This is a genomic window from Streptomyces sp. NPDC051567, assembly GCF_044454165.1.
GTDB lineage: Bacteria > Actinomycetota > Actinomycetes > Streptomycetales > Streptomycetaceae > Streptomyces.
Genome location: NZ_JBITDK010000002.1, coordinates 365,498 through 389,267 on the forward strand (window position 1 = coordinate 365,498; position 23,770 = coordinate 389,267).

Consider the following 23,770-nt stretch of genomic DNA (forward strand, 5'->3'; position numbering starts at 1 on the left):
TCACTTGTCCCCGTCGAGGGTGTACGTGCGCTCGTTCGGGGCGGGTGTCGAGTCGGTGCCGGGGGCCACCAGGGCCAGCCGGACGTGTTCCGCGAAGGACTCGGCGTACGCGACGCGCTGGGTGTCCTTGGTGACGAGGGCGAAGGTGATCGGGACGGCCTCGGCGGGCCCCTTGCGGTCGCCCTCCTTGTCGAGGGAGGTGAGCTTGCCGACGTTGATGACGCGGGCGTTGGCCACGATGATCACCGAGCGGGCCGGGTCGGTGTCCTTGGCGCCCTTGAAGGTGGCGATGATGTTGACCTTGGCGCCGGAGGTGATCTTCCCGGCCACGCCGGTCGCCGCGTCGATCATGATGGCGATCTCCTGCTCCCCGGGCTGGAGCTTCGGCTTGTCGACGAACATGTCCGCCTGGAGCAGCGAGCCCTTCTTCAGCGTGGTGAGGGCGATCTTCTGGTCGAGTGCGCCGAGGTCGGTGACGGCGGTCCCGGAGAGCCAGCGCCGGGGGACGGTGATCTCCTCGAACTGGTCCGCGGTCAGCGGGCTGTGCGGTGCGATGTCGCCCTTGGCGCGGTAGGCGACGACCTGGGACCCGACCTTGGAGTTGACGTCGCCGATCAGCACCAGGACCCCGGCGAAGGCGCCGAGCGCGCACAGGACCGACAGGAGCAGCAGGATGACGCCGCGGCGCTGGCGTGAGTTCATGGGCCGTACTACCTCGCCGTTCTTCGTTCGTTCGGGACGGTCAGGTTCTCGGGCGGTCAGGTTCTCGGGCGGACCGGTGCGGCGAGCGGTGCGGAGGCCGGGCCGGTGCGCGGGCCGGTGCGCGGTGCGGTGGCCGGGCCGGTGGCCGGTGCGGTGAGCGGTGCGGAGCAGAAGCCGCAGCGGTCGCCGATGAGTTCGAGTCCGCACCAGCGGCACTCCTCGCGGCGGACCGAGGCGACGAGCTGGTAGAGAACGGACAGGTCGGGGATGCCGGCCGCGAACTCGACCAGCTTCGGGGTGGCCCACCAGGTGGGCGAGGCGCCCGGCAGCGGGTGCTCCATGACGCCCTGCGCCTTCCAGGCGGGAGCCAGGGTGGCGGCGACCCAGTCGGAGGTGAGCCGGCCGCGGGCGAAGGTCAGCTCGGTGGCGTAGGCGGGGCCGGGCGGCAGGGCGCCGCCCGCGTGGGCGCCCGAGGTGCCGAGGCGGGCCAGGTGCGGCGCCGGGTGGGCGAGGACGGCGAACTGCGCGCCCGGCGACCAGGACCGGGCGTGCGCCTTGAGGCCGACCGGGACCCGGTCGAGCCGGGCGACGGAGCCGAGCAGGGCGCCCGCGTGGAGGTAGTGGCAGAGCAGCCGGGCGGCGGAGGCGATGATTCCGGGGCTGAAGTCGCAGACGCTGAGCTGGCGGAGCTGACGGACGAGCAGGGCGGTGGCCAGCGGGGGCAGATCGATGTCGAGGAGCGCGATCCGGTCGGTTTCCAGGATGGCCCGTACGGTGTGCAGCCGCTGGACGGTGGCCGGGGGCAGCCAGGGCGGCACGACGGCCACGAGGTGGCCGTGGCGCTCCAGCAGGGCGCTGGTCTCGGTGAGGGCGCCGGCCAGGTCGAGCCGGTCGGGCGGGTGGAGCAGGGCGGCCCCGGGGGTGTGCCGGTCGGGGGCCGGGAGCACCAGGTCGGCGCTGGTGACAGCGATGGCGGTCGGCACGCGAATCCCCCTGTTCACCCCGCGCGCAGCGGCTCCCCGCATGCGCGTCGCGCGTTCGCCCGCGTCCGCGCGCACTGCGCGACCGCAAACCCCCGACGCTCTTCCCCCGTGCCCCAGCACCCTATCCGCGCCGCCCCCGGCAGGGCAGGGGCTTGGTGATTCCCGTACGGCGGGCGCAGTGCGCGGGTGGCCAGAAAACCGGACAACCGGGATCGGGTGCCCGGCCTTTTCAAGCCACATCGCGCAGAGCCTTGACACGAGGATTGGTCTGGACCAACTCTGGACCAACTGGGCGCCGGGCCACCCCACTTGGCCCCGCCCTCCTCATCCTCCCCCCACCGGAGCCCACGTGAACCGCATACGTTCCCTCGCCCTGCTGGGCGCCGCCACCCTCACCGCCGGGGGTCTGACGGCCCTCGCCGCGGGGACCGCCCAGGCCGCGGACATCAACGTCGCCCGTAACGGCGGCTTCGAGTCCGGCCTCTCCAACTGGTCCTGCTCCGGCGGGTCCGGCGCCGTCGTCCCCTCGCCGGTCTTCGCAGGTGCAGGCGCCCTGAAGGCCACCCCGGCGGGCTCCGACAACGCGCGGTGCAGCCAGACCGTCACGGTCAAGCCGAACTCGACGTACACGCTGAGCACGCAGGTGCAGGGCTCGTACGTCTACCTGGGCGCGACCGGGACCGGCACCCAGGACGTCTCCACCTGGACCCCCGGCACCGGCGGCGGCTGGCAGAAGCTGTCCACCACCTTCTCCACCGGCCCGAGCACCACCCAGGTCAGCGTCTACACGAACGGCTGGTACGGCCAGTCGCCCTACACCGTCGACGAGTTCAGCGTCTTCGGCCCGGACGGCGGCGGCGGCTCCGACCCCGGCCCGGTCGTCCCCGGCGCCCCGGCGGGCACCGCCGTTTCCGGCCAGAGCGCGAACGCGCTCACCCTTTCGTGGAGCGCGGTCAGCGGGGCGGCGGGCTACTACGTCTACCAGAACGGCGTCCGCGTCCAGACGGTCACCAACCCCTCCGCCCAGATCTCCGGGCTCACCGCCTCCACCTCGTACGCCTTCCAGATCAGCGCGTACAACGCGGCGGGCGAGGGCACCAGGTCCGCCACGGTGACCGGCACCACGACCGGGGGCGGCGGCCCGAACCCGAACCCGGCGGTCCCCCGGCACGCCCTGACCGGCTACTGGCAGAACTTCAACAACGGGGCGACGGTCCAGAAGCTCTCCGACGTCCCGGCGCAGTACGACATCATCGCCGTCTCCTTCGCCGACGCCACGACCACGCCCGGCGCCATCACCTTCAACCTCGACACGGTGGGCCTCGGCGGCTACACGGTGCCGCAGTTCAAGGCCGACATCGTGGCGAAGAAGGCGGCCGGCAAGTCCGTCATCCTCTCCATCGGCGGCGAGAAGGGCACCATCTCGGTCAACGACTCCGCCTCCGCGAACAACCTGGCGAACTCGGCGTACGCGCTGATGCAGGAGTACGGCTTCACCGGGGTCGACATCGACCTGGAGAACGGCATCAACCCGACCTACATGACGCAGGCCATGCGCGCGCTGTCGCAGAAGGCGGGCCCCTCGCTCGTCATCACGATGGCCCCGCAGACCATCGACATGCAGTCGACGCAGGGCGGCTACTTCCGGACGGCGCTGAACATCAAGGACATCCTCACCGTCGTCAACATGCAGTACTACAACAGCGGCGCGATGCTCGGCTGTGACGGCAAGGTCTACTCCCAGGGCTCGGTGGACTTCCTCACCGCACTCGCCTGCATCCAGCTGGAGGGCGGCCTCGACCCGTCGCAGGTCGGCATCGGGGTCCCCGCCTCCCCGAGCGGCGCGGGCAGCGGCTACGTCTCCCCGGCCATCGTCAACAACGCCCTGGACTGCCTGACCGTCGGCACCGGCTGCGGCACCTTCAAGCCGGCGAAGACCTACCCGAGCCTGCGCGGCGCGATGACCTGGTCGACGAACTGGGACGCCAAGGCGGGCAACGCCTGGTCGAACGCGGTGGGCCCGAAGGTGCACAGCCTCCCGTAGGCGGTAGGTGTGGGGGTGGCCTGAACCGGCTCGGCGAGCACCACGTGCTCTTGACCCGAACATGCCACAAGAGCACGCTGTGCGCGTCCGCACGGCTACCCCCGCACTCCCGCCCCCACAGGAGAACGCATGCGGCTCCACACCGGCCGGAGGGCCGCCGTCACGGCGGCCCTCCTGGCGCTCGCCCTCGGCGCACCCGCCTACGGCATGAGCGCCACCGCCTCACCACCGCCCGTCCCTTCCACCGCCACGCAGGACGAGGCCGTCGTCCAGTACCGCGTCCCCGGCCCCGCCACGGCGGCCGAGCGGACCGCCCTGCTCCGGACGGGCGTGTCGATCGACGAGGTGGACGACCACGCCGTCGTGGTCACCGCCGACCCCCAGCAGGCCAAGAGCCTGCGCGCCCTCGGCTACCGGCTGACCGCCCTGCCCGGCCCCCCGGACCGCTCGGAGCCCGGGATCGCGGCCGACGTGCTGGACTTCCCCTCGGCGGACTCGAAGTACCACAACTTCGCCGAGATGACGGCCGAGATCGACCAGCGGGTGGCCCAGTACCCCGCGATCATGAGCAAGCGGGTGATCGGCACGTCCTACCAGGGCCGGGACCTCGTCGCCATCAAGATCAGCGACAACGTCGCCGCCGACGAGGCCGAGCCCGAGGTGCTCTTCACCCACCACCAGCACGCCCGCGAGCACCTGACCGTCGAGATGGCTCTCTACCTGCTCAAGGAGTTCGGCGCCCAGTACGGCACCGACACCCGGCTGACGAACCTGGTGAACAACCGCGAGATCTGGATCGTGCCGGACCTCAACCCGGACGGCGGCGAGTACGACATCGCCACCGGCTCCTACCGGTCCTGGCGCAAGAACCGCCAGCCCAACGCCGGTTCCACCTCCGTCGGCACCGACCTGAACCGCAACTGGGACTACAAGTGGGGCTGCTGCGGCGGCTCCAGCACGAGCAAGGGCTCCGAGACCTACCGCGGCCCCGCCGCCACCTCCGCGCCCGAGGTGAAGGCCGTCTCCGACTTCGTCCGCAGCCGGATCGTGGGCGGAAAGCAGCAGATCACCGCCGCGATCGACTTCCACACCTACAGCCAGCTCGTCCTGTGGCCCTACGGCTGGACCTACAACGACACCGCGCCCGGCCTGACCGCCGACGACCTCGCCGCCTTCAAGAAGGTCGGCACGAACATGGCGGCCAGCAACGGCTACACGCCCGAGCAGTCCAGCGACCTCTACATCACCGACGGCACCATCGACGACTGGCTCTGGGGCGACCAGAAGATCTTCGGCTACACCTTCGAGATGTACCCGGGTTCCTCCGGCAGCGGCGGCGGCTTCTACCCGCCCGACGAGGTGATCGACCGCGAGACCTCGCGCAACCGCGAGGCGGTCCTCCAGCTCCTGGAGAACGCCGACTGCATGTACCGCTCGATCGGCAAGGAAGCCCAGTACTGCGCCTGAGCGCGGCGGAGGTCACCGCGCCCGAGCGCCCATGACGGTGCCCCGCACCCCCGGTCGGTCCGGGGGTGCGGGGCACCCGCCTTCCACAGGCCCGCGCCCGGTCAGCCCAGGACGGCCAGCGCGTCGATCTCGACCAGCAGCCCGGCGGGCAGGCCCACGTACACGGTGGTGCGCGCGGCCGGGGCCTCCTTCAGGCCCTGCTCCTCGAAGTAGGTGTTGTAGATCCCGTTCATCTCGGCGAAGTGCCCGGTGTCCGTGAGGTAGACGCGGATCATCATCACGTCGTCCCAGCTCGCGCCGCCCGCCTCCAGCACGGAGCGGACGTTCTCCAGCGTCTGGAGGGTCTGCTCCCGCAGCGTCGGCCCGGCCGGCGTCGGCGCCTGCCCGTCCACGTGCGGCAGGAACCCGACCTGGCCGGCGACCTGGAGGATGTTCCCCTTGCGGACCCCGTGCGAGAACCGCGCGGGCGGGACGGTGTGCGTGGCGGGGGTGATCGCGGTCTTGCCGGTCACGGTGGTGGTGGTGGCGGCGGCTTCGGTCCGCGCGGTCTGCTCGGTCATGCGTCGTCCTTCATGCGTAGTCGTCGCCGGGCGTCGTCGCCCGGGCACGGTCGTCGTTCGGCACGGTCGTCGTCCGGGCACGGTCGTCGCCCGGCCCGCGCCCTGCCCGCGCCCCGGCCGGGGCCGTCATGCGGCGGGGCCGGAGCCCGAGTACTCCCGGCTGATGGTGTCGGCGGTCCGCAGGACCAGGGGGAGCAGTTCGAGCAGTCCCTCGGCGGGGACCACCACGGTCGGGGCCGAGAGCGACATCGCCGCGACCACCCGCCCGCCCGGCCCGCGCACGGGCGCGCCCACGCAGTTGATGGACTCCTCGTGCCCGCCGAGGTCGGTGGCCCAGCCCTGCTCGCGCACGGCCGCCAGCTCGCGCAGGAACGCGGCGGCGTCCGGGGTCGAACGGGCCGTGTAGCGCGGGTACTCGATCCGCCCGGCCAGCGCCACCCGCTCCGCCTCGGGCAGGTCGGCCAGGAGCAGCTTCGAGACGGCGGCGACGGTCAGCGGGACGGGCTTGCCGATCCGGGAGTACATGCGGACCGGGTAGCGGCTGTCGACCTTGTCCACGTAGACCACCTCGTCGTCCTGGAGCAGGGCGAGGTGGACGGTGTGCCCGGTGACCCGGTTCAGCTCGGCGAGGTGCGGGTGGGCGACCGCCCGGACGTCCAGGTTCTCCACCGCCTCGGCGGCCAGCGCGAAGAGCTGCGCCCCGAGCCGGTAGCGGCCGTCCGGCTGCCGGTAGACGAACCCGTGCTCGTGCAGGGTCCGCAGCAGCCGCAGGGCCGTGCTCTTGTGCACGTCGAGCTCCACGGCGACCTCGCCGAGGCCCGCCGGACCCTTCGCGAGCAGCGGCAGAATGCCCAGCGCCCGCTCCACCGACTGGCTCACGCCGTACCCTCTCGTACCGTCGCGCCGCCACCGCACGGCGTTGACCATCGTCATCAGGGATGTTAGACAGCAGCCAGCGTGATACGCAACGACCGTTGCGCGCGGTGCAACCTTCCGGGAGTCCCCTCATGCCCAGCGACCCTGTCCAGGCCCTCGCCGACGAACCGGTCGACCACCGGTTCAAGGGCCTCCCGCCGGACGCCGGGGAACGCGGCCTCACCGTGGGACAGCTGGCCGCCGAGCGCCGGGACCTCTTCGACGGCGGGTTCACCACGCCCGTACTGACCCTCGACGCCGACGCCCTGGAGCACAACCTCACCGCCCTCGGCGCGTACGCGTCCCGCCACGGCCTCGCCTTCGCCCCCCACGGCAAAACCTGTATGGCGCCCCAGCTCTTCCGCCGCCAGCTCGACCACGGCGCCTGGGGCATCACCGTCGCCGTCCCCCACCAGGTCCGTGTCTGCCGCGCCTTCGGCGTCCCGCGCGTCTTCCTCGCCAACCAGCTCGTCGACCCCGCCGCCCTGCGCTGGATCGCCGCCGAACTCGCCGCCGACCCCGGCTTCCGGTTCGTCTGTTACGTGGACTCCGTGCGCGGGGTCCGGCTCATGGACCGGGCCCTGCGGGGCGCCCCCGCCGCCGTCGACGTGGTCGTGGAGCTCGGCGCCGGGGAGGGCGCCCGCACGGGGGCCCGTACCGAGGAGGAGTGCCGCGCCGTCGCCGAGGCCGTCGCCGCCACCACCACCCTGCGCCTGGCCGGGGTCGCGGGCTACGAGGCCGAGGTCCCGGACGCCTCCCCCGCCACCGTCCAGGCGTACCTGCGCCGGCTGACCGCCCTCGCCGCCGGGCTCGACGCGGCCGGGCTCTTCTCCCCCGGCCTGACGGAGATCGTCGTCAGCGCGGGCGGCTCCGCCTGGTTCGACACCGTCGCCGAGGTCTTCGCGGAGCTGCCCCCGCTCTCCCGGCCCACGCTCCGGCTGCTGCGCTCGGGCGCGTACGTCTCCCACGACCACGGCTGGTACACCCGCCTCACCCCCTTCAACCGCCGGCCCGAGGAGGGCGCGCTCCGGCCCGCCTTCCGGCTGTGGACCCAGGTCGTCTCCCGGCCCTCCCCCACCCAGGCGTTCGTCAACGCGGGCAAGCGCGACATCGCCTACGACCTGGGCCTGCCCGGGGCGGAGCTGATCCGCGACCCTCTCGACGGCGCCGAACGGCCCGCCACCGGCGTCCGCGTCGTCAAACTCTCCGACCAGCACGCCTGGCTGGAGACCGGCCCGGACACCGGACTCCAGGTCGGCGACTGGGTGGCGCTCTCCATGTCCCACCCCTGCACGATCTTCGAGAAGTGGCCGCTGATCCCCCTCGTGGAGGCGGACGGCACCGTCACCGACTACGTCCGCACCTTCTTCTAGTACCGCGTCAGGCAACGTTCGCCCCCGGCCCTTCCGGTGGTTCCCGCACCACAACTCCCGCGCGAACCACCGGAAGCAGCACCGGAAGCGGCACCGGAAGCGGCACCGAAGAGCTGTCCGCGCAGGGCGATCATCGGCCCGTCCCCCTCGCCACCTGCGACACATACGATGAACGCCATGCTCGCCTTCGCCCCAGCGGCCCTGCTGTTCCTCGTCTTCTGCGTGAGTGTCTGGAAGGACCGCAGACGATTTCGCAACGCGGTACTGCTCGGGCTGACCTTCCTCGCCGCCTCCCTCGGGCTGATGACCCAGTTCCGGCACCTGCCCGGCATCCTGGGCCAGCTCGCCGTCCTGGCCGTCTTCCTGCTCCCGGCCGTCGGCATGATCGCCCTCGCCCTCTTCCTGATCTCCAACGGCATGACGATGGTGAAGAAGGAGGGCCGCCGCCCGGCCAACCTGCTCTCCCTGGTGGCGGGTCTGGGGATCTTCGGCCTGATCGCGCTGGTACTCGTCCTGGCCGACAGCGAGTCCCACCCCGTCAACGCGCTCGCCGCAGGTCTGATCCTGCTGGTGGGGTACGTCTCGTTCCTCTTCTTCTGCTTCCTCGGCTACGCCTTCCTCTACGGCCGGATCAAGGTGCGCGGGGACGTGGACTACGTGGTGATGCTGGGCTCCGGCCTGATCGGCGGCGAGCGGGTCCCGCCGCTGCTGGCCTCGCGGCTCCGCAAGGGCCGGGAGATCTACGAGGCCCAGCGCGCCCGGGGCGGCCGGGTGCCGGTCCTGCTCCCCTCGGGCGGCAAGGGCGGCGACGAGAAGATCGCGGAGGCCCGCGCGATGGCCGACTGGCTGATCGCGGACGGGGTCCCGGCGGAGCACCTGCGCCTGGAGGACCGGTCCCGCACCACGGAGGAGAACCTCGCCCTCAGCCGGGCGATCATGGAGGAGGGCGATCCGGCCTACCGGTGCGTGGTCGTCACCAACAACTTCCACGCCTTCCGCGCCGCGATGATGGCCCGCAAGGCCGGGGTGAACGGTCAGGTCCTGGGCTCGCCCACCGCCAAGTACTTCTGGCCGAGCGCGACGATCCGCGAGTTCGTCGCGGTGTTCTGGGAGCACCGGGCGGCCAACCTGAGCATCTGCGGCGCGATCGTCGTCCTGACGGCGGCCCTGGCCCTCACCCTCTGACCCCGGCCCCTCTTCCCCGAGACGCCTCCCCGAGGCAGGTCCCCGAGACCCGTCCCCGAGGTGCGTTCATGGGGACGGCGCCGCAGGATGGGGGGCCAGGGGGCAGTGGGTCCCCGAGGAGGTACGCGATGAAGAGTGCACCGGACGAGCAGCAGCCCGGGAAGACACGGCCGGCGCGGCTCTACAGCGGCGGGGAGCGTCCGTTCGACCCCGAGGACCTGGTGATGGCGAGCGGCCGTGACGTGACGCCGGAAAGGCTCGAAGTAGCGCGCCACCTGATCGAGAAGGAGGGCGCGGCGGCTCTGGAACGCTACCTTCCCTGACCTTCCTGACCTTCCGCAATCCCCTGCAACCCCCCGTACACCTCCCGCCACGGCCCGGTGCCGCCCCGGTCCCGGGCCCGGGGGTCCCTGTCTGCAAAGCTTGAGGGCACGTTTTCAGCCCCAGAAGGGACCGACCCTCACATGCCCCAGGCCAAGCTGACCACCAACTTCGGTGACATCGTGATCGACCTCGACGAGGAGAAGGCCCCGGCCACCGTCGCGAACTTCCTCTCCTACGTGGCGAACGGCCACTACGAGGGCACGATCTTCCACCGGGTGATCCCGGGCTTCATGAACCAGGGCGGCGGCTTCACCGCCGACATGAACCAGAAGCCCACCCGGACCCCGGTGAAGAACGAGGCGGCCAACGGCCTGAAGAACCTGACGTACACGGTCGCGATGGCCCGGACGAGCGACCCGCACTCCGCGACCGCGCAGTTCTTCGTCAACACCGCCGACAACGCGTTCCTCGACCACACCGCCCCGACCCCGGGCGGCTTCGGCTACGCCGTCTTCGGCACCGTCACCGAGGGCCGTGACGTCGTGGACGCCATCGCCGCCGTCCGCACCGGCCGCGCGGGCGGCCACGGCGACGTCCCCGTCGAGCCGGTCGTCATCGAGAAGGCCGAACGGCTGGCCTGACCCGCGCGCCTGCGCGCCTGCGCGCCTGCGCACACCCGCGTGTCCCCGTGCGACGGCCCGGCTCCGGGCCGTCGCACGGGCGCATCCACGGCGGGGACGGCTCGTTAGCCGCCCGAGGGGGGCGTCACCCGCAGGAACAGGCACGAGGACAGGCACCATGCAGCAGCTCGACATCGACTGGACCCGCCCCGCCGACCCCCGCCCCGGTCCGCTCCTCGACCACGTCCGCGCCTACGTGGGCAGCGCGGGCGCCGACGGACACCTCTGGCACGGCCTGCCCACCCTCCTCCTCACCACGGTCGGCCGCCGCAGTGGCCGCCCCGTCCGCACCCCGCTGGTCTACGGCGAGGACGCGGGCCGCCTCATCGTCCTCGCCGCCGCCCACGGCCGCCCGGACCACCCCGCCTGGTACGGGAACCTCACCGCCCACCCGGAGGTCCGCGTCCAGGTCCGCGCCGCCGTCCTCCCCGCCACGGCGTACACGGCCACCCCGCTCCAGCGCGAGACGTACGGGGAGTACATGACGGCCCTCTGGCCCGCCTACGACGACTACCAGGCCGCCGCGTGGCCCCGCGAGATCCCGATGGTGATCATCGAAACCCTGTCCGGCCCCGCCGGCGGCCTCGCACCGTCCTGACGGTGCTCTGGCGGTGCTCTCACGGCAGTCTGACGGTTCCCTGACGGCCGTCTGACCGTGCGCCGACAAGGGCGGCGCGTAGCATCCCGCCATGTCCTCCACGCCGCCCCCGACGACCCTCCTGCCCCCTGCGCCCGGACCCGGCCCTTTCCGGACGGCCGACCGGCTCTGGCTCGCCGTCCGCCTCATGGCCGGCGCCCTGGTGCCGCTGTGGGCCCTGACCTTCCTGGTCACCGAAGGCTCGGAACACGTCGAGCAGTGCGCCCACGGCATGATCGGGCCGGGCGGCCACCACCGGGTCGAGCGCACGTCCGTCCCCTACAACGCCACCTGCGTCTACCCGGACGGTACGGAACTCCCGGCCCTCGGCGCGCTGGAGTGGCTGTGGTGGGCCTTCCTGGTGGCGCTGGCGGTCCTCGTGCTCGTCGCGTACACCCTGGAGTTCGCCCTGACCGGCCGCCCGGAGTCCCGCCGCCGGTTCCTGGTCCTCACCGTGGTCACGGGGACGCTGTTCCTCGGCCTCTGGCTCCTGGCCACCCAGGGCCCGGCCTCCTGCCCGCCCGGCCTGGAGGGCCCGGTGGTGGCCAGGGAGGAGAGCCTGTTCCCGCCGCAGCGGGCCTGCGTCCACGCCAGCGGCACGGTCCGGGAACTCGTCCCCGACTGGCTCTCCCGGCTGACGGTGATCCTGCTGGTGGCCACCGCCCTCTCGGCGGCCGGCGCGGTCCGCGCCCACCTGGCCACCCCCCGGAAGTGACGCGGCCACCCCGCCCCGTCCCGGACACGGCCCTGGCCGGGGCGGGGCCGACCCCGTCCCGGCCAGGAGCACCGGTTGCTCGCCGCTCTACGTACTACTTGCTACGTACTACTCGCTACGTACTACTCGCCTACTTGTCGTTCCGCTTGTCGTTCGGCTCGTCGAAGCGGACCGAACGCACCTTCAGGGTGTCCTTCGTGGGCTTGCCGTGGGGCTTCAGCCGGTACTCCGAGCCCTCGCAGTCGCTGTCGAGGTAGAGCGTCACGTAGGTGTCGGTCTCGTTGTGCGGGCCGAAGCCGGGGTTCTCGGCGTCGGTGCCGTAGAGGTCGATACACCGGCCATTGCGCGGGTCGTGCAGCGTGGCGTGGTGCACCTCGCCCCCGTCCCGGAACTTGTAGTGGAACTGACCCTCGGCTGCCAGCGAGGAGCCGGGGAACGACAGGACGAGCGCGAAGGCCGCGAAGGTGGCGGCAGCGGTGTTACGGAGCTTCATGACGGAGGTGCATCCCTTCCGAAAGGGGCCCGGGGGCAGCACTGGGCCGCCCGGCCGGGACCCGTGGGGCAGTTCAGAAGGGACCTTAGGAGGGCCCCGGGTGAGGAAACGATCCTCTACGATCCCCCCGCGTGGCGCGGTCACCCCCGCCCGGACTCCTCCGCCGGCCACTCCACCTCGAACCACACCACCTTCCCGATCCCGCACTCCCTCGGGTACGCCCCCCACCTGCTGGCCAGCTCCGCCACGATGGCCAGCCCCCGCCCCGACTCGTCCAGCTCCCGCGCGACAGCGGGCACCGGCAGCTTCCCGTCGGCATCGGCCACCTCGACCCGCACCACCCCGTCCCCCCGCTCACACCTCACCCACACCTCCCGCCCGGACACCCGGGCATGGCGGCAGGCGTTGGTCATCAGCTCACTGAGGAGCAGTACGGCCGTCTCTGCGGTGTCGGCGGGAAGCTTCCACTCGCGCGACTGAACGGCGAAGTGTGCACGGGCACGGGGGACGCTGACGGGCGTACGGGAGTAGCGCCACTCGATGAGGTGATCCATGCTCCACACCCTGAAGGTTCGGGTAGAGGCTGGGGAAGTAACAGCGCTGGCACGGAAGGCTGTTGTACCAGCGCGTACCAGAGGAGGTTCGACACCATGAGCGAGGCATGGCGGTACGGCGGCAATCAGGTCAAGCTCTGGCGCATGGAAGCCGGGGTCAGCCGCGAACAACTCGGCGACGAGGCCAGCTACGACCCGGAGACGATCAAATCCATGGAACAGGGCCGCCGCAGGCCCACGTTCCGCTTCCTCCAGACAGCGGACAACATGTTCGGCGCGGGCGGCAAGCTCGCCGCGATCTCGGAGTTCATGAAGCCGAATCCGTTCCCGAAACGGTCGGAAGAGTTCATGGCAGCGGAGGCGGACTGCTTCGCCTTCAGCAACTACGAACCAATGCTCATCCCGGGTCTGCTCCAGAGCGAGGAATACATGCGGGCGCTGATGAGCGGCGCCTGCCCCCCAATGGACGAAGAGACCATCGAGGAACGAGTCCGTGGGCGTCTCGAACGCCAAGAGGTGATGGCCCGTCGCATCAAGACGGTCTACGGATTCATCATCCATGAGGCAGCTCTACGGGCAGAAGTCGGCGACAAGGAGCTCATGCGCCGGCAGTTGGACCGCCTTCTGCGGATCAGTGAACTCCGCAACGTCTTCGTCCAAGTACTACCCATCGGCCGGGCATGCGGAGTAGCCCTCCTCGGACCTCTGGTGCTCGTGGAGACCCCTGAGCACCAGATGTGGGCCTGGGCAGAAGGGCAGGAGACCAGCGCGATGTACTCGGACCCTCACAAGGTCGGCGCACTCACTCAGGCCCATGGCATGATCCGGATGAACGCCCTCAGCGCGGCGGAGTCGGCAGAGTTCATCAGAAAGCTCGCGGAGGAACTATGAGCAGCGGTCTGACGTGGTTCACGTCCAGTTACAGCGACAGTCAGGGTGGCGCCTGCATCGAAGTCGCTCTCGACTGGCACAAGTCCACGTACAGCGACAGCCAGGGCAGTAACTGCGTCGAGGTGGCTTCCTGCGCCCACACCGTGCACGTCCGGGACTCCAAGCTGGGCGACGGCAGCCCGCAGTTCGCCGTACCGGCGGGTGCCTGGGGGGTCTTTCTCACCGAGATCACCACCCGTTCGGGTCATTGATCCCCTTACCGCTGGCCTGACCGGCCCTTGATCCGCTAACCAGACAGGTGGCGGGGAAGGGGACGGACGTGAACACATGCACGGACGAGCAGGGCCGGGGCGACGACACCGGTCCGTTCCTGCTCGCGAACGTCCTGGCGGACGCCCTCGTCACCTTCGGCTGGGACCAGCGTCCCCAGGTGCACGAGGGCACCCCCGCCGTCTGCCACGGCTGCGGCCGGGCCGCGGTCTGGTACCCGACCGTCCAGCACACGTGGGTTCTGCTGGAGCCCGGCGAAACGGCGTGCGGACCGGTCCCGCCGGGCGAGCGCTGGCACGTCACGGGCAACGGCATCGCCGTCCGCCTCCTCGGCTCCGCCCCGACCCCCACGGACACCTGCCGCACCACCCACGCCACCGTCTGCCCGGAACCGCCCCGCTGATCCCTCCCGGCAACGGCGTACGCGTCGGCCGGGCGTGCGGAAACGTATCAGCGCAAAGTCCAGCCAACTGACCGAAAGGGACATCTAGCGCTCTTCTGCACCCACATGGTCGTCTATAGGCGCATAAAACTCGCACGAGCGACTGGAGACACCATGTCCCGTATGCCCTGGCTGGCTGCGATCACCGCCGTCACGTTCGCGACCGTCCTGTCCGTCACCGGCGCGGACGCCGCAGCCCCCAAGGACCAGTCCGTTCACTGGACCGCCTCCGCCGACGCCAAGGACGCCCGCCCCTACCGACTCTTCGACCAGGCGGTCCGCATCACCAACGACTTCGCCGGCCGGCCCACGACCCAGTGCCTCGACGTGGACGCCAACGGCGGCGGCAACGGCACCAAGGTCCAGATCTGGCAGTGCAACGGCAGCACCCAGCAGCGGTGGTACGTCTGGAACGACGGGCGGATCGAGAGTTTCCGTTTCCCCGGCAAGTGCCTGGACGCCGACACCAACGGTGGTGGTGCCAACGGCACCAAGGTCCAGGTGTGGCAGTGCAACGGCAGCACCCAGCAGCGCTGGTCGCACCCGGCGGGCGACCGTGCCCTGTACAACCTGCGCTTCTACAACAACGGCAACACCGTCCTCGACCGTGACGCGAACGTGAAGGGCAACGGCGCCAAGGTCCAGCTCTGGCAGAAGAACTACCAGTCCCAGCAGTGGTGGGACGTCTGGACCGACTGACCCGGCCCGCACCAGCACCTCGTCGGCCTCCGCGACTGTGGCCCGGGTCACCCCCGGAGGCCGATGAGTTCCGCCGGGCGGGACGGTCATAGAGGGAAAGCCGTCCGAACGCGGACCGGACGGCTTCCGGACGTGAACCCCGAACGCCTGACCGGAGGAGAGAGCGCCATGAGCGAGACCACCACGAGCGGGAACACCGTACGCAAGGGCCCCGGCCCCGGCCCCGCCAGCTACTTCCCGTCGATCGAGAAGAAGTACGGGCGTCCGGTCGCGGAGTGGAAGGACCTCATCCGGGCCTCTCCCCTGACGAAGCACATGGAGCTGGTCGCCTGGCTCAAGACCGACCACGGCCTGGGCCACGGCCACGCCAACGCCCTGGTCGCCCACACCCTGGCGGAATGACCCCGGGCCGCCCCGGACCCACGGCATCACCCGTTCGCGTCACCCTCCCCCGCCGCGCCCCCACCCGTACCGGGCCCGGCCCTACCGTGACGGTTCCACCGCCGAACCGCTGGGAGGACCGGGTATGAACGCGTACGCAGGACCGGTGTGGAGCATCGTGCTGGCCGGGAGGCGGGTGGAGTTCCCGGCGACGATCGACACCATCCGGGCGGGGCTGTCCGGGGAGCGCGCGAGCGCGTTCGACGAGGCAGTGGACCGCACCCCCGCGAAGCACCTCCTCCACCTCCTCGTGGACTTCGCACTTCCCGAACGGCCGCGGAGACGGACCCGGAGGCGGTCGCCCGGCTGCGCGCCGGGGACTTCACCGGAGTGACGGACCTGGACGGCAACCCGGTCGACCCCGGCGGCCCCCCGCCGGGCACGGGTGGCCACGAGGTGGCGGCCATGTGGTCGGTCGAGCACACCGGCCGGCCGCCGGTGGAGTTCCCGGCGACGATCGACACCATCCGGGCGGGGCTGTCCGGGGAGCGGCTGGCCGAGTTCCGCCAGGAGACCGGCCGGACCCCGGGCCACGAACTGGCCGTGCTCCTCTTCCGCTGGTCCTACCCACCCGAGGAACTTGCCTCCGACGACGAGGTGTTCACCCGCCTCGCGTCCGGCGACTTCACGGCCTGCGTCCCCCAGTGAGCCACCGCATCCCGCACGCGGGCCAGGCCGAGGAGGCCCGCAAGGCGATGAACGCCCCGCTCAGGGCAGCATTCGAGCGGGCCATGGCCTCCACCCCTGGGCCGCGCCCCGTACAGCCACGGCTCCGCCCCGGCCGCCTCCAAGGACGCGGAACCCGAAGGAGGTATGTCCGTATACCGATTTGATAGAGGGTCATTCAAGCCACCCTTGTCCCTATGAGGGAGGTACGGCCAGCCTTCCCGAAGTGCCATGACAGGCATTTCCCAAGCAGATTGACTCCTTATCGAACAAGTGAGTGGATTAATTCCGGACAAGATCCTTACGCAGTCGCCCCAGATCCCTGCTTGCTGAATACGATCACTCGGACGCCGGGGGCACCCCGGCGCTCAGCCCCTCTCGGGGGGCTTTGTGCATACTTAGGGGAGGAATTCTTCATGCGTAAGAGAGCTGCCACCATCGGCGCCGTGCTGGCGAGCGCTACCCTGCTGCTCGGAGCAACGCCCGCTTCGGCCGGTACATCCGGAACCCTGGCACTGTCCTGTAAGACCAGCGCGGGCAGCACTGGTGGCTGGGCTGAGTGCACCGGCTCCGGCAAGTGGCGTGGCAAGGCCGTGTGCGACTGGGAGACCGACAAGTACTCTGAGCGCGTCGACCAGAAGAGCGGTACCGTCCGGGTCTACGTGCCGGACTGCACCTTCAGCATCGAGAAGGTTGTTGTCGAGCTCTTCTGACACCGCCTGAACGAACGCGCTGGGGCGTAGTGAAAGTACGCCCCAGCGCTGTCCATAGGATCACACATGCCGCTGCTCGAAGTGAATGACCTCCACCAGGGATACAGGCGTAAACCCGTCGTTCGTGGGCTCAATCTTGAACTTGACGCAGGAGCTTTCGGACTCCTGGGACCCAACGGTGCGGGAAAGAGCACGCTCCTTCGGAGTCTGGCCACGATAAGTCGACCCACCTCGGGGAGTATTCGCGTGTTCGGCCAGGAGGTCGCCACGGCGAAGGAACTCCGAGCGGCTCGGCGTGGAATCGGGTTCCTTCCCCAAAGCTTTGCCTACCCGGCGGACTTCACGGTGACCGATTTCGTGCGGCACTGCGCCTGGCTGCGCGAGATCCCCCGGAGTCGCATTCCGGAAGCAGCCGCAGAAGCGATCGGGCGAGTGGAGCTCGGCGATCAGGCCGGTACACCGCTGCGGAGACTGTCAGGTGGCATGCTGCGTCGAGCAGGCATCGCCCAGGCGATCGCCGGGCGGCCACGGCTGGTGATCCTCGACGAGCCGACCACGGGGCTCGATCCGCACCAGAGGGTCAGGTTCAGGGAACTCATCCGGGATCTGGCCCAGGAGAGCTGCGTCCTGCTCAGTACGCACCTCGTCGAAGACGTCGCTCACACCTGCGCACAGATCGGTGTCCTGTACGAGGGCACTCTACGGTTCACGGGTACTCCGGCAGAGCTGGAAGCACTCGCCACCGTCGACGCTCCTGGGGACACCCCGTTGGAACGAGGGTATGCCTCAGCCCTGAGCAGTTCAGCCTCTCAGCCGGCGGGTGCGCCGTGACCGGGCTCCTTGTCGAACTCCGCCGGACTCCCCTGCGCTGGGCGGCACTGCCTTTGCTCATCGCCGCAGCCGCCATGGTCTTCTTCGTGGGAGGGCAGTGGAGGGGCTCCTGGCCGGAGACCTCCGCCGCCGCCACCCGGGCAGCGATTCCCCTGATGGTGGCCGCAGTCGGAATGGCGGCTCACCGGGCCTCTCAACTCCGCCGCAGCGGCGCGGAAACACTCCTCGCCTCGCGCCCTCCTCATCAGGTGGAACTGACCCGGCTGACCGCTGATGCCATCTGGCTCAGCGCCGTCTACCTTCTCTGCACCGTATCTACGTGGATCGCCACGGCCACGACCGGGGCGCCGGGCGGCCCCTGGCCCGAGTACGCCCTTTTCGGAGTTTCCGGAGTGGTCTTCGCACTGGCGCTCGGTTACTTCATCGGGCGGGTTCTTCCCAGTCGCTTCACTGGCGCGATCGCGGCTGTCGGGGGGTTCATGCTTTTCAGCCTCGTGTTCGGCTCGCAGTCGTCCCCGCTCGCCAATGTGGTCTTCTACCACGCCATCGATGTACGCCTGTCGGCCACCCATATGGCGTGGCGCCTCACGGTCACCGTGTTCGCCGTCGCGGCCATGTGCACGGTGAGCGCGCTGATGAGCAGGGACGTACGGTTGAAGGGGGCCGCGAGTGCGGGCGGATTCTTCTCCGCCGCCACGCTGGTCTGCATCGTCGCCATGCCGGGCAACGACAGCGCCCTCCTGGAGAACCGCCGGGTCGAGACGCCCGTCTGCGCCCCCGGCGGTGAAAGCACCGTGTGCGTATGGCCCGAACACGCGAAGCGGCTTCCCGAGGCTGTTGACGCGGTGGAGAAGGTCGCCGCCGCCGCACAGGATGTTCTTCCTGCCCCGGATCGCTACACAGAAGAGGGCCTGGAACGGGACGGCTCGGGTGGTTTCACCCTCGACCATGGACAGAAGGACCTTCTGCACACCGCTCTTCTGCAGCTGACATCCCCGCACAAGACTTGGTGTGAAGGCGAGTCGGCGGACCGGACCGAACTGAGGATGTACGCAGGGCTCCGGTTGGAGGCATGGCTGGAGGCGCGGGCCATGGGTTCCCGGGAGTTGCCCGCGTACGAGTACTCGGGGGACACCGGATGGCAGTCCGACGTACGCCGGGTCCTCAGCCTGCCGAACGCTGATCAAGTAGCCCAGGCGAAGCAATGGGCTCATGGGATGCGAGCGGCATGCTGACCGACGACCGTGGGTTCTCTCCGCTGAAGACCCATCTCCGATCGCACCGCGGCGCGTGGTCCCTGGCCTTCATGGCGGGCTGCGCAGTGGCACTCACCTGGTGGGGAGGACAGGCTGTTCTCTTCCCGAACGTGAGTGGGGACAGGCCGATTCCTGCATCCGGCGCAGCATTCATGCCGTTGTTGCTGGGAATCGGAGTGCTGGTCTCGACCATCGACGGGATGGCAGATTTCTCCAGGGCAGCAGCTCTCCCGCGCCGCCGTGTACTGGCCCGCCACCTGGCTGGCGCATTCGGGATCGCAGTGGTTCTGTCGTGTGCCGCACTTCTCCTGTCAGGCGATCCGGATGCGCTCCCGCTGGCCTTCAGGAACATGCTGGGCTTCACCGGCTTGGCGGGTGTCTCCGCCGCCCTGCTGGGTTTCAGGCTCTCCTGGCTCCTTCCCGTCGTACAGACGATCCCCGCCTTTCTTCTGGGAGCACCGGGCGCCGAGGGAACCAGAGCGCAATGGTGGGAGTGGCCTCGGGCGGGCGTGGAGAACGGAACGGCCTGGGCAGTGGCGGCGGGGCTGATGGCGGCGGGGATGTTCCTTGTCCTCCTGCCGGCCGACCGCAGGAGTTGAAGATCGCTGGTACCGCACGGCCGATCGCCGCACATCGAAGGGCCCGTCCCGAGCCGTCATCGGCTGGAACGGGCCCTTCTGCGCCATGAGGAGGCCGCCCGGGCGAGGGAGACGGATGTGCCGCGGAGTTCGGTGCGGCGCTGCCCCGGGCCTCGTCGGGCGGGCGGGGGTCAGGCGGGGTCGGGGGTGGGGCGGGGGGAGGGGAAGAGGGCGAGGGTTTGTGGCAGTTGGGAGTGGTGCGGGTGGGGTGGGCGGTCCGGGGTGAACCAGTCGAGGGCGTCGAACTTGTGGGGTTCGCCCAGGACGACCCGGGCGGGGTCGACCAGTACGGCGAAGACCACCGCGACCCAGTGGGAGACCGGGGTGCCGCGCAGGACGTTGCGGACGCCGATGACCTCGACGGACAGGGGGTCCACGCCGTACTCCTCGCGGACCTCGCGCGCCACGGCCTCCTCGAACGACTCGCCGTGTTCGAGGGCCCCGGCCCCGGTGTCCCACGTACCCGGCTCGTCCCGCGCACCCGCACTGCGCCGGGCCAGCAGCACGTGGCCCGCACCGTCGTGACAGACGAAGACGCAGGAGACGGTGGGCGCCGTCAGCGCGCGGTCGCGGGGGTGTTCGGGCGGGGTCGCGTTCATGTGCCGGACTCTCCTTGCCAGTTCTCGCGGAGGGCCGCCCTCCGGAGCCCGGGGGCGGACAGTCCGGGACGGTAGCTCCGCCCGGCTCCGGCCTGCCAGGGATTTTCGGCCCGGCCCGGCCCGGCCCGGGGCGACACGGCCCCGGCCCCGCCCCGGCGTGCGCCGGGCGTGGTCAGGTGGGGGCCGTCACCAGGCCCAGCCGTCGTTCCTGCCGATGCGGACGGCCAGGGGCATCGGGGCTTCGCCGAGGCCCTCGGAGCGGCCCGCGCGGCGCAGGGCGCACCGGCCCCGGCAGGCGAAGAGCTGATCGGTGCGGAAGTGGCCGACGACCACGGCGTCGTAGGCGGTGCGCAGATCCGCCCGGCACTCCAGGCAGGCCAGCCCGGCCCGCTGGTCCTCGGTGAGCGCGTCCTCCTGACGTTCGGTGAGCCCGGCCCGCTGGTGCTCGACGACCTCGGCCCGCTGCCAGTCGGAGAGTGCCCGCGTCACGGGGACACCCGCCGCCGCGGCCCGCGTACCCCGGCCCCGCCGCACCGGCCGCCGGCCGGCCCCGGAACCGGGCGGGCCGCACGGCGCCCCCACCGCCCCCGGCGCTCCGGATGAGCCGGATGAGCCGGATGGACCACTGGACGGACCACCGGGTGGGCCGGATGGGCCGGATGAGGGACCGCGGGAGCTACGGGCACTGCCGGAGATGTCACGCTTCCGCCTGTCGTCGGTGCCGGGTACGCGCCGTACCGCGCCCGGCCCCTACGGTCGGACAAAAGACACATACTGCACCAACGAGGCGCCCACCGAACGGTCACGCGCCCCAGCCCCCGGGCCTGCGCCCGGCGCGCGCGGCACAGGCATCCCGACACGGGACACCCCGGCCCGGCGCGCCCCGGACCCGTACGCACTCCCCCACCACCTCCCGCACCCCTCGCACGCCCCGCCCGCCCCCCAGGGTGACGAGCGCAACACCGCCGCTCCGGCCGCCCCGCACCCACGCATTCCGCAGGCCGGAGCGCGGGGGCGTCCCCGGATTCCAAGGGCGGGCCGGGCCACCACCCACCCAATGCACGAATCGGGACATATCGCACACCACCCTTCCGGCCGGAATAGCTCGGCACGGCCGCACCCGGACCCGTAAGCTCCCGGCATGCAGGTGATCCAGTCAACGAAACTCGCCAATGTCTGCTACGAGATCCGCGGCCCCGTGCTCGAAGAGGCCATGCGACTCGAAGCGGCAGGTCATCGCATCCTCAAGCTCAACACCGGCAACCCCGCGGCCTTCGGCTTCGACTGCCCGCCGGAGATCCTTGAGGACATGCTCCGCAACCTGGGCAACGCCCACGGGTACGGGGACGCGAAGGGGCTGCTCTCGGCGCGGCGCGCCGTCATGCAGCACTACCAGACCAAGGGCATCGAGCTGGACGTCGAGGACATCTACCTCGGCAACGGCGTCTCCGAGCTGATCCAGATGTCGATGCAGGCGTTGCTCGACGACGGGGACGAGGTCCTCGTACCGGCGCCCGACTACCCGCTGTGGACCGCCTCGGTCGCGCTCGCCGGCGGCACCGCCGTGCACTACCGCTGCGACGAGCAGGCCGACTGGATGCCGGACCTCGCCGACATCGAGCGCAAGATCACCGACCGCACCCGCGCGATCGTCATCATCAACCCGAACAACCCGACCGGCGCCGTCTACGACGACGCGATGCTGCGGGCGCTCACCGACATCGCGCGCCGCCACGACCTGATCGTCTGCTCGGACGAGATCTACGACCGCATCCTCTTCGACGGCGCCACCCACACCAACACCGCCGCCATCGCCCCGGACCTGCTGACGCTCACCTTCAACGGCCTGTCCAAGAACTACCGCGTCGCCGGGTACCGGGCGGGCTGGATGGCCGTCTGCGGGCCCAAGAAGCACGCGTCGTCGTACATCGAGGGTCTGACGATCCTCGCCAACATGCGGCTGTGCGCCAACATGCCCTCGCAGCACGCCGTCGCCACCGCCCTCGGCGGCAAGCAGTCGATCGTGGACCTGGTCCTGCCCGGGGGCAGGCTGCTGGAGCAGCGCGACACGGCGTACGACCTGCTGACGCAGATCCCCGGCATCACCTGCGTGAAGCCCAAGGGCGCCCTGTACCTCTTCCCGAAGCTGGACCCGGCCGTCTACAAGATCAAGGACGACCGGCAGATGGTCCTCGACCTGCTCCGGGCCGAGAAGATCATGGTGGTGCACGGTACGGGCTTCAACTGGCCCGAGCCGGACCACTTCCGGATCGTGACGCTGCCGAACGCCAAGGACCTCGCGGACGCCGTGACCCGCATCGGGAACTTCCTCGACGGGTACGGCCAGCCGTAGCGCCGCCGGGGCGCCGGGACGGGGCGGGCCGTCGGGTCCGTCCCGTCTCCGCCAGAAGTAGGATTCAGCTCAAACTTAGAACCAATCCAAGGTAAGATGGTTTCCTGACCACGCAGGAGGCCCTCGTGTACGAGCCGATCCGCGCCCAGCAGGTCGCCCACCGTACGGTCGGTGACGACCGCACCACCGACTACCCGCACCGCAGCCGCGGCGAAGCGCTGGACGTCCAGCTCGCCGGGCACCTGACGGCGCTGCTCGCCGTCACCGACGAGCTCGGGCTCGACGAGAGCGCCGAGCGGATCGCCGCCCAGGTCGCGCGGTTGCGCGGGGACCGGCCCGTTCACGCCCGGCGGGTCCGCTCCGGGGACGCCGTCACCCTGCACCGGCGCGCGCACGACCTCGCCGCGCGCGCCCTGGTCGTCGCCGCGTCCCGCGCCGACACCGCCGCCGCGATCCTCACCGCCGAGCGCATGGACGCGCACGCCGCCGCCGTCGGCACCCTCGACCCGGCCGGCACCCGCCCCCCGTCCCTCCGGGCCGGGGAAACCCCCTGACGGCCCCGGTCCGGGGCCGCGGAGGCTCCGGACCGGGCGCCACACACCTCCGGGATCGCGGTCCGCGCGACCGCGGCCCGTGTTCTACGGGGTCTCGGGCGCGGGGGTGAACTCCGCGCCCGCCACGCCGCACCACGGGACGGTCGCGACCGGCCAGAGCGGGCCGACGGCCTCCGCGTGCTCGGTCGCTCCCGGGAGCACGCCCGGGATCTTCACCAGGGCCTGGGCGGCCCGCTGTCCCGGTTCCGGTTCCGCCTTCTCGCGGAACTCCACGGTGACGACGTAGGAACCGGAACGTCCGGACCGGCCCGTCGCCTCGATCGAGGCCAGCACCCGGCGGCTCGCCGGATCGGTCCGGCAGTCGGTGACCCGGACGTCCTCCACCGCCGGTGGCGGCGGCGGCTCCTCGGGCGGCTCGCCGCCGCTGGCCCACACGTACAACCCCAGCGGGGCGAAGACCAGCAGGCCCGACAGGGCCACCAGGCCGGTCAACAGCCACCGCCACTTCAACGCGCTCACGCCCATGCGCCGATCCTCCCCGGCCACCGGCCCGCCCACCAGCATCCACGGGCCCACACACCCTTTCGAAGGGGGACCGCACGGACTCCCGACGTACGTACGAGCCGTGGCCGAGGCGGGCCGAGGGCGCGCGGGACGGCACGCGGACGGCGTACGGGACGGCCTGCGGGGCGGCGCGCGGGGAATGCGGAACGGCGGGTCTCCGGGAAACGGAGACCCGCCGTTCACAGCCGCCGGCACCTTGGTCGGGGAGCGGGCAGTTCAGG

30 protein-coding genes are annotated in these 23,770 nt (G+C 71.0%); 21 read left to right on the forward strand and 9 right to left on the reverse strand.

Going from position 1 to position 23,770, the window contains the following annotated elements:
• Together cpaB and ACIA5F_RS03830 are read right to left on the reverse strand one after the other, a co-directional pair.
• Positions 1 to 702: a Flp pilus assembly protein CpaB gene (gene cpaB, locus ACIA5F_RS03825; RefSeq protein ID WP_399348741.1), complete on the reverse strand. Its 702-nt coding sequence runs from the start codon at positions 700 to 702 to the stop codon at positions 1 to 3.
• A 56-nt stretch (positions 703 to 758) separates the two neighbouring features.
• Positions 759 to 1,685, reverse strand: a complete 927-nt coding sequence (locus ACIA5F_RS03830; RefSeq protein ID WP_399348743.1) for a hypothetical protein — start codon at positions 1,683 to 1,685, stop codon at positions 759 to 761.
• A 349-nt stretch (positions 1,686 to 2,034) separates the two neighbouring features.
• Here ACIA5F_RS03830 and ACIA5F_RS03835 point away from each other — a divergent pair, with 349 nt between their 5' ends.
• Both ACIA5F_RS03835 and ACIA5F_RS03840 read left to right on the forward strand, forming a co-directional pair.
• Positions 2,035 to 3,729, forward strand: coding sequence for a chitinase (locus ACIA5F_RS03835; RefSeq protein WP_399348745.1), 1,695 nt, complete (start codon positions 2,035 to 2,037; stop codon positions 3,727 to 3,729).
• Between the two features lie 129 nt (positions 3,730 to 3,858).
• Positions 3,859 to 5,196, forward strand: coding sequence for a M14 family metallopeptidase (locus tag ACIA5F_RS03840; RefSeq protein WP_399348747.1), 1,338 nt, complete (start codon positions 3,859 to 3,861; stop codon positions 5,194 to 5,196).
• A 101-nt stretch (positions 5,197 to 5,297) separates the two neighbouring features.
• On the opposite strand, the gene ACIA5F_RS03845 is transcribed toward ACIA5F_RS03840, so the two are convergent.
• Positions 5,298 to 5,708 (reverse strand): RidA family protein, encoded by a 411-nt coding sequence (locus tag ACIA5F_RS03845; protein WP_399348918.1) that lies wholly within the window; start codon positions 5,706 to 5,708, stop codon positions 5,298 to 5,300.
• Positions 5,709 to 5,882: 174 nt separating this feature from the next.
• Positions 5,883 to 6,635 carry an IclR family transcriptional regulator gene (locus tag ACIA5F_RS03850; protein ID WP_399348921.1) on the reverse strand — a complete coding sequence of 251 codons (753 nt, stop codon included), beginning with the start codon at positions 6,633 to 6,635 and terminating at the stop codon, positions 5,883 to 5,885.
• Positions 6,636 to 6,763: 128 nt separating this feature from the next.
• Here ACIA5F_RS03850 and ACIA5F_RS03855 point away from each other — a divergent pair, with 128 nt between their 5' ends.
• From ACIA5F_RS03855 to ACIA5F_RS03880, 6 genes are all read left to right on the forward strand, one after another.
• Positions 6,764 to 8,044, forward strand: coding sequence for an alanine racemase (locus ACIA5F_RS03855; RefSeq protein WP_399348749.1), 1,281 nt, complete (start codon positions 6,764 to 6,766; stop codon positions 8,042 to 8,044).
• Positions 8,045 to 8,221: 177 nt separating this feature from the next.
• The gene (locus ACIA5F_RS03860) at positions 8,222 to 9,229 is read left to right on the forward strand and encodes a YdcF family protein (protein ID WP_399348751.1); all 1,008 of its coding nucleotides are present in this window, start codon (positions 8,222 to 8,224) and stop codon (positions 9,227 to 9,229) included.
• Positions 9,230 to 9,357: 128 nt separating this feature from the next.
• Positions 9,358 to 9,552, forward strand: a complete 195-nt coding sequence (locus ACIA5F_RS03865; protein ID WP_399348753.1) for a hypothetical protein — start codon at positions 9,358 to 9,360, stop codon at positions 9,550 to 9,552.
• A gap of 141 nt (positions 9,553 to 9,693) precedes the next feature.
• A complete protein-coding gene (locus ACIA5F_RS03870; RefSeq protein ID WP_399348755.1) occupies positions 9,694 to 10,194 on the forward strand; it encodes a peptidylprolyl isomerase in 501 nt (166 codons plus the stop codon).
• A gap of 157 nt (positions 10,195 to 10,351) precedes the next feature.
• Positions 10,352 to 10,831, forward strand: a complete 480-nt coding sequence (locus ACIA5F_RS03875) for a nitroreductase family deazaflavin-dependent oxidoreductase (RefSeq protein ID WP_399348757.1) — start codon at positions 10,352 to 10,354, stop codon at positions 10,829 to 10,831.
• 91 nt (positions 10,832 to 10,922) lie between these two features.
• A complete protein-coding gene (locus ACIA5F_RS03880; protein WP_399348759.1) occupies positions 10,923 to 11,585 on the forward strand; it encodes a hypothetical protein in 663 nt (220 codons plus the stop codon).
• A 130-nt stretch (positions 11,586 to 11,715) separates the two neighbouring features.
• On the opposite strand, the gene ACIA5F_RS03885 is transcribed toward ACIA5F_RS03880, so the two are convergent.
• Together ACIA5F_RS03885 and ACIA5F_RS03890 are read right to left on the reverse strand one after the other, a co-directional pair.
• Positions 11,716 to 12,078 carry a hypothetical protein gene (locus tag ACIA5F_RS03885; RefSeq protein WP_399348761.1) on the reverse strand — a complete coding sequence of 121 codons (363 nt, stop codon included), beginning with the start codon at positions 12,076 to 12,078 and terminating at the stop codon, positions 11,716 to 11,718.
• Positions 12,079 to 12,218: 140 nt separating this feature from the next.
• Positions 12,219 to 12,632, reverse strand: coding sequence for an ATP-binding protein (locus ACIA5F_RS03890; RefSeq protein WP_399348763.1), 414 nt, complete (start codon positions 12,630 to 12,632; stop codon positions 12,219 to 12,221).
• Positions 12,633 to 12,728: 96 nt separating this feature from the next.
• Between ACIA5F_RS03890 and ACIA5F_RS03895 the strand changes: the two genes are divergently transcribed.
• From ACIA5F_RS03895 to ACIA5F_RS03945, 11 genes are all read left to right on the forward strand, one after another.
• On the forward strand, positions 12,729 to 13,523 hold the full coding sequence (locus ACIA5F_RS03895; RefSeq protein ID WP_399348765.1) for a helix-turn-helix domain-containing protein: 795 nt from the start codon (positions 12,729 to 12,731) through the stop codon (positions 13,521 to 13,523).
• Entirely contained in the window at positions 13,520 to 13,774 is a 255-nt protein-coding gene (locus ACIA5F_RS03900; protein ID WP_399348767.1) for a DUF397 domain-containing protein, read from the forward strand. The genes ACIA5F_RS03895 and ACIA5F_RS03900 overlap by 4 nt, the downstream gene beginning before the upstream one ends.
• A 68-nt stretch (positions 13,775 to 13,842) precedes the next feature.
• Positions 13,843 to 14,196 carry a DUF6083 domain-containing protein gene (locus tag ACIA5F_RS03905; protein ID WP_399348769.1) on the forward strand — a complete coding sequence of 118 codons (354 nt, stop codon included), beginning with the start codon at positions 13,843 to 13,845 and terminating at the stop codon, positions 14,194 to 14,196.
• A 162-nt stretch (positions 14,197 to 14,358) separates the two neighbouring features.
• Positions 14,359 to 14,934 (forward strand): RICIN domain-containing protein, encoded by a 576-nt coding sequence (locus ACIA5F_RS03910; RefSeq protein ID WP_399348771.1) that lies wholly within the window; start codon positions 14,359 to 14,361, stop codon positions 14,932 to 14,934.
• Positions 14,935 to 15,102: 168 nt separating this feature from the next.
• Positions 15,103 to 15,336, forward strand: a complete 234-nt coding sequence (locus ACIA5F_RS03915) for a DUF4287 domain-containing protein (RefSeq protein WP_399348773.1) — start codon at positions 15,103 to 15,105, stop codon at positions 15,334 to 15,336.
• A gap of 124 nt (positions 15,337 to 15,460) precedes the next feature.
• Positions 15,461 to 15,709 (forward strand): hypothetical protein, encoded by a 249-nt coding sequence (locus tag ACIA5F_RS03920; protein ID WP_399348775.1) that lies wholly within the window; start codon positions 15,461 to 15,463, stop codon positions 15,707 to 15,709.
• The gene (locus tag ACIA5F_RS03925; RefSeq protein ID WP_399348777.1) at positions 15,706 to 16,023 is read left to right on the forward strand and encodes a hypothetical protein; all 318 of its coding nucleotides are present in this window, start codon (positions 15,706 to 15,708) and stop codon (positions 16,021 to 16,023) included. Before ACIA5F_RS03920 ends, ACIA5F_RS03925 begins: the two co-directional genes overlap by 4 nt.
• Positions 16,024 to 16,457: 434 nt before the next feature.
• Positions 16,458 to 16,754 (forward strand): hypothetical protein, encoded by a 297-nt coding sequence (locus ACIA5F_RS03930; RefSeq protein WP_399348779.1) that lies wholly within the window; start codon positions 16,458 to 16,460, stop codon positions 16,752 to 16,754.
• A 66-nt stretch (positions 16,755 to 16,820) separates the two neighbouring features.
• Entirely contained in the window at positions 16,821 to 17,585 is a 765-nt protein-coding gene (locus ACIA5F_RS03935) for an ATP-binding cassette domain-containing protein (RefSeq protein ID WP_399348781.1), read from the forward strand.
• A 248-nt stretch (positions 17,586 to 17,833) separates the two neighbouring features.
• Positions 17,834 to 18,820 (forward strand): hypothetical protein, encoded by a 987-nt coding sequence (locus ACIA5F_RS03940; RefSeq protein ID WP_399348783.1) that lies wholly within the window; start codon positions 17,834 to 17,836, stop codon positions 18,818 to 18,820.
• Entirely contained in the window at positions 18,814 to 19,440 is a 627-nt protein-coding gene (locus tag ACIA5F_RS03945) for a hypothetical protein (protein WP_399348785.1), read from the forward strand. The genes ACIA5F_RS03940 and ACIA5F_RS03945 overlap by 7 nt, the downstream gene beginning before the upstream one ends.
• A gap of 170 nt (positions 19,441 to 19,610) precedes the next feature.
• Here ACIA5F_RS03945 and ACIA5F_RS03950 read toward each other — a convergent pair whose 3' ends face one another.
• Both ACIA5F_RS03950 and ACIA5F_RS03955 read right to left on the reverse strand, forming a co-directional pair.
• Complete coding sequence (locus ACIA5F_RS03950; protein WP_399348787.1) at positions 19,611 to 20,078, reverse strand: NUDIX domain-containing protein; 468 nt, start codon at positions 20,076 to 20,078, stop codon at positions 19,611 to 19,613.
• Between the two features lie 186 nt (positions 20,079 to 20,264).
• The gene (locus tag ACIA5F_RS03955) at positions 20,265 to 20,567 is read right to left on the reverse strand and encodes a hypothetical protein (RefSeq protein WP_399348789.1); all 303 of its coding nucleotides are present in this window, start codon (positions 20,565 to 20,567) and stop codon (positions 20,265 to 20,267) included.
• 652 nt (positions 20,568 to 21,219) lie between these two features.
• On the opposite strand from ACIA5F_RS03955, the gene ACIA5F_RS03960 reads away from it, so the two are divergent.
• Positions 21,220 to 22,431, forward strand: a complete 1,212-nt coding sequence (locus ACIA5F_RS03960; RefSeq protein ID WP_399348791.1) for a pyridoxal phosphate-dependent aminotransferase — start codon at positions 21,220 to 21,222, stop codon at positions 22,429 to 22,431.
• A gap of 125 nt (positions 22,432 to 22,556) precedes the next feature.
• Positions 22,557 to 22,985 carry a hypothetical protein gene (locus tag ACIA5F_RS03965; protein WP_399348793.1) on the forward strand — a complete coding sequence of 143 codons (429 nt, stop codon included), beginning with the start codon at positions 22,557 to 22,559 and terminating at the stop codon, positions 22,983 to 22,985.
• Between the two features lie 84 nt (positions 22,986 to 23,069).
• Here ACIA5F_RS03965 and ACIA5F_RS03970 read toward each other — a convergent pair whose 3' ends face one another.
• Positions 23,070 to 23,504 carry a hypothetical protein gene (locus tag ACIA5F_RS03970; RefSeq protein ID WP_399348795.1) on the reverse strand — a complete coding sequence of 145 codons (435 nt, stop codon included), beginning with the start codon at positions 23,502 to 23,504 and terminating at the stop codon, positions 23,070 to 23,072.
• Positions 23,505 to 23,770 lie beyond the last annotated feature (266 nt).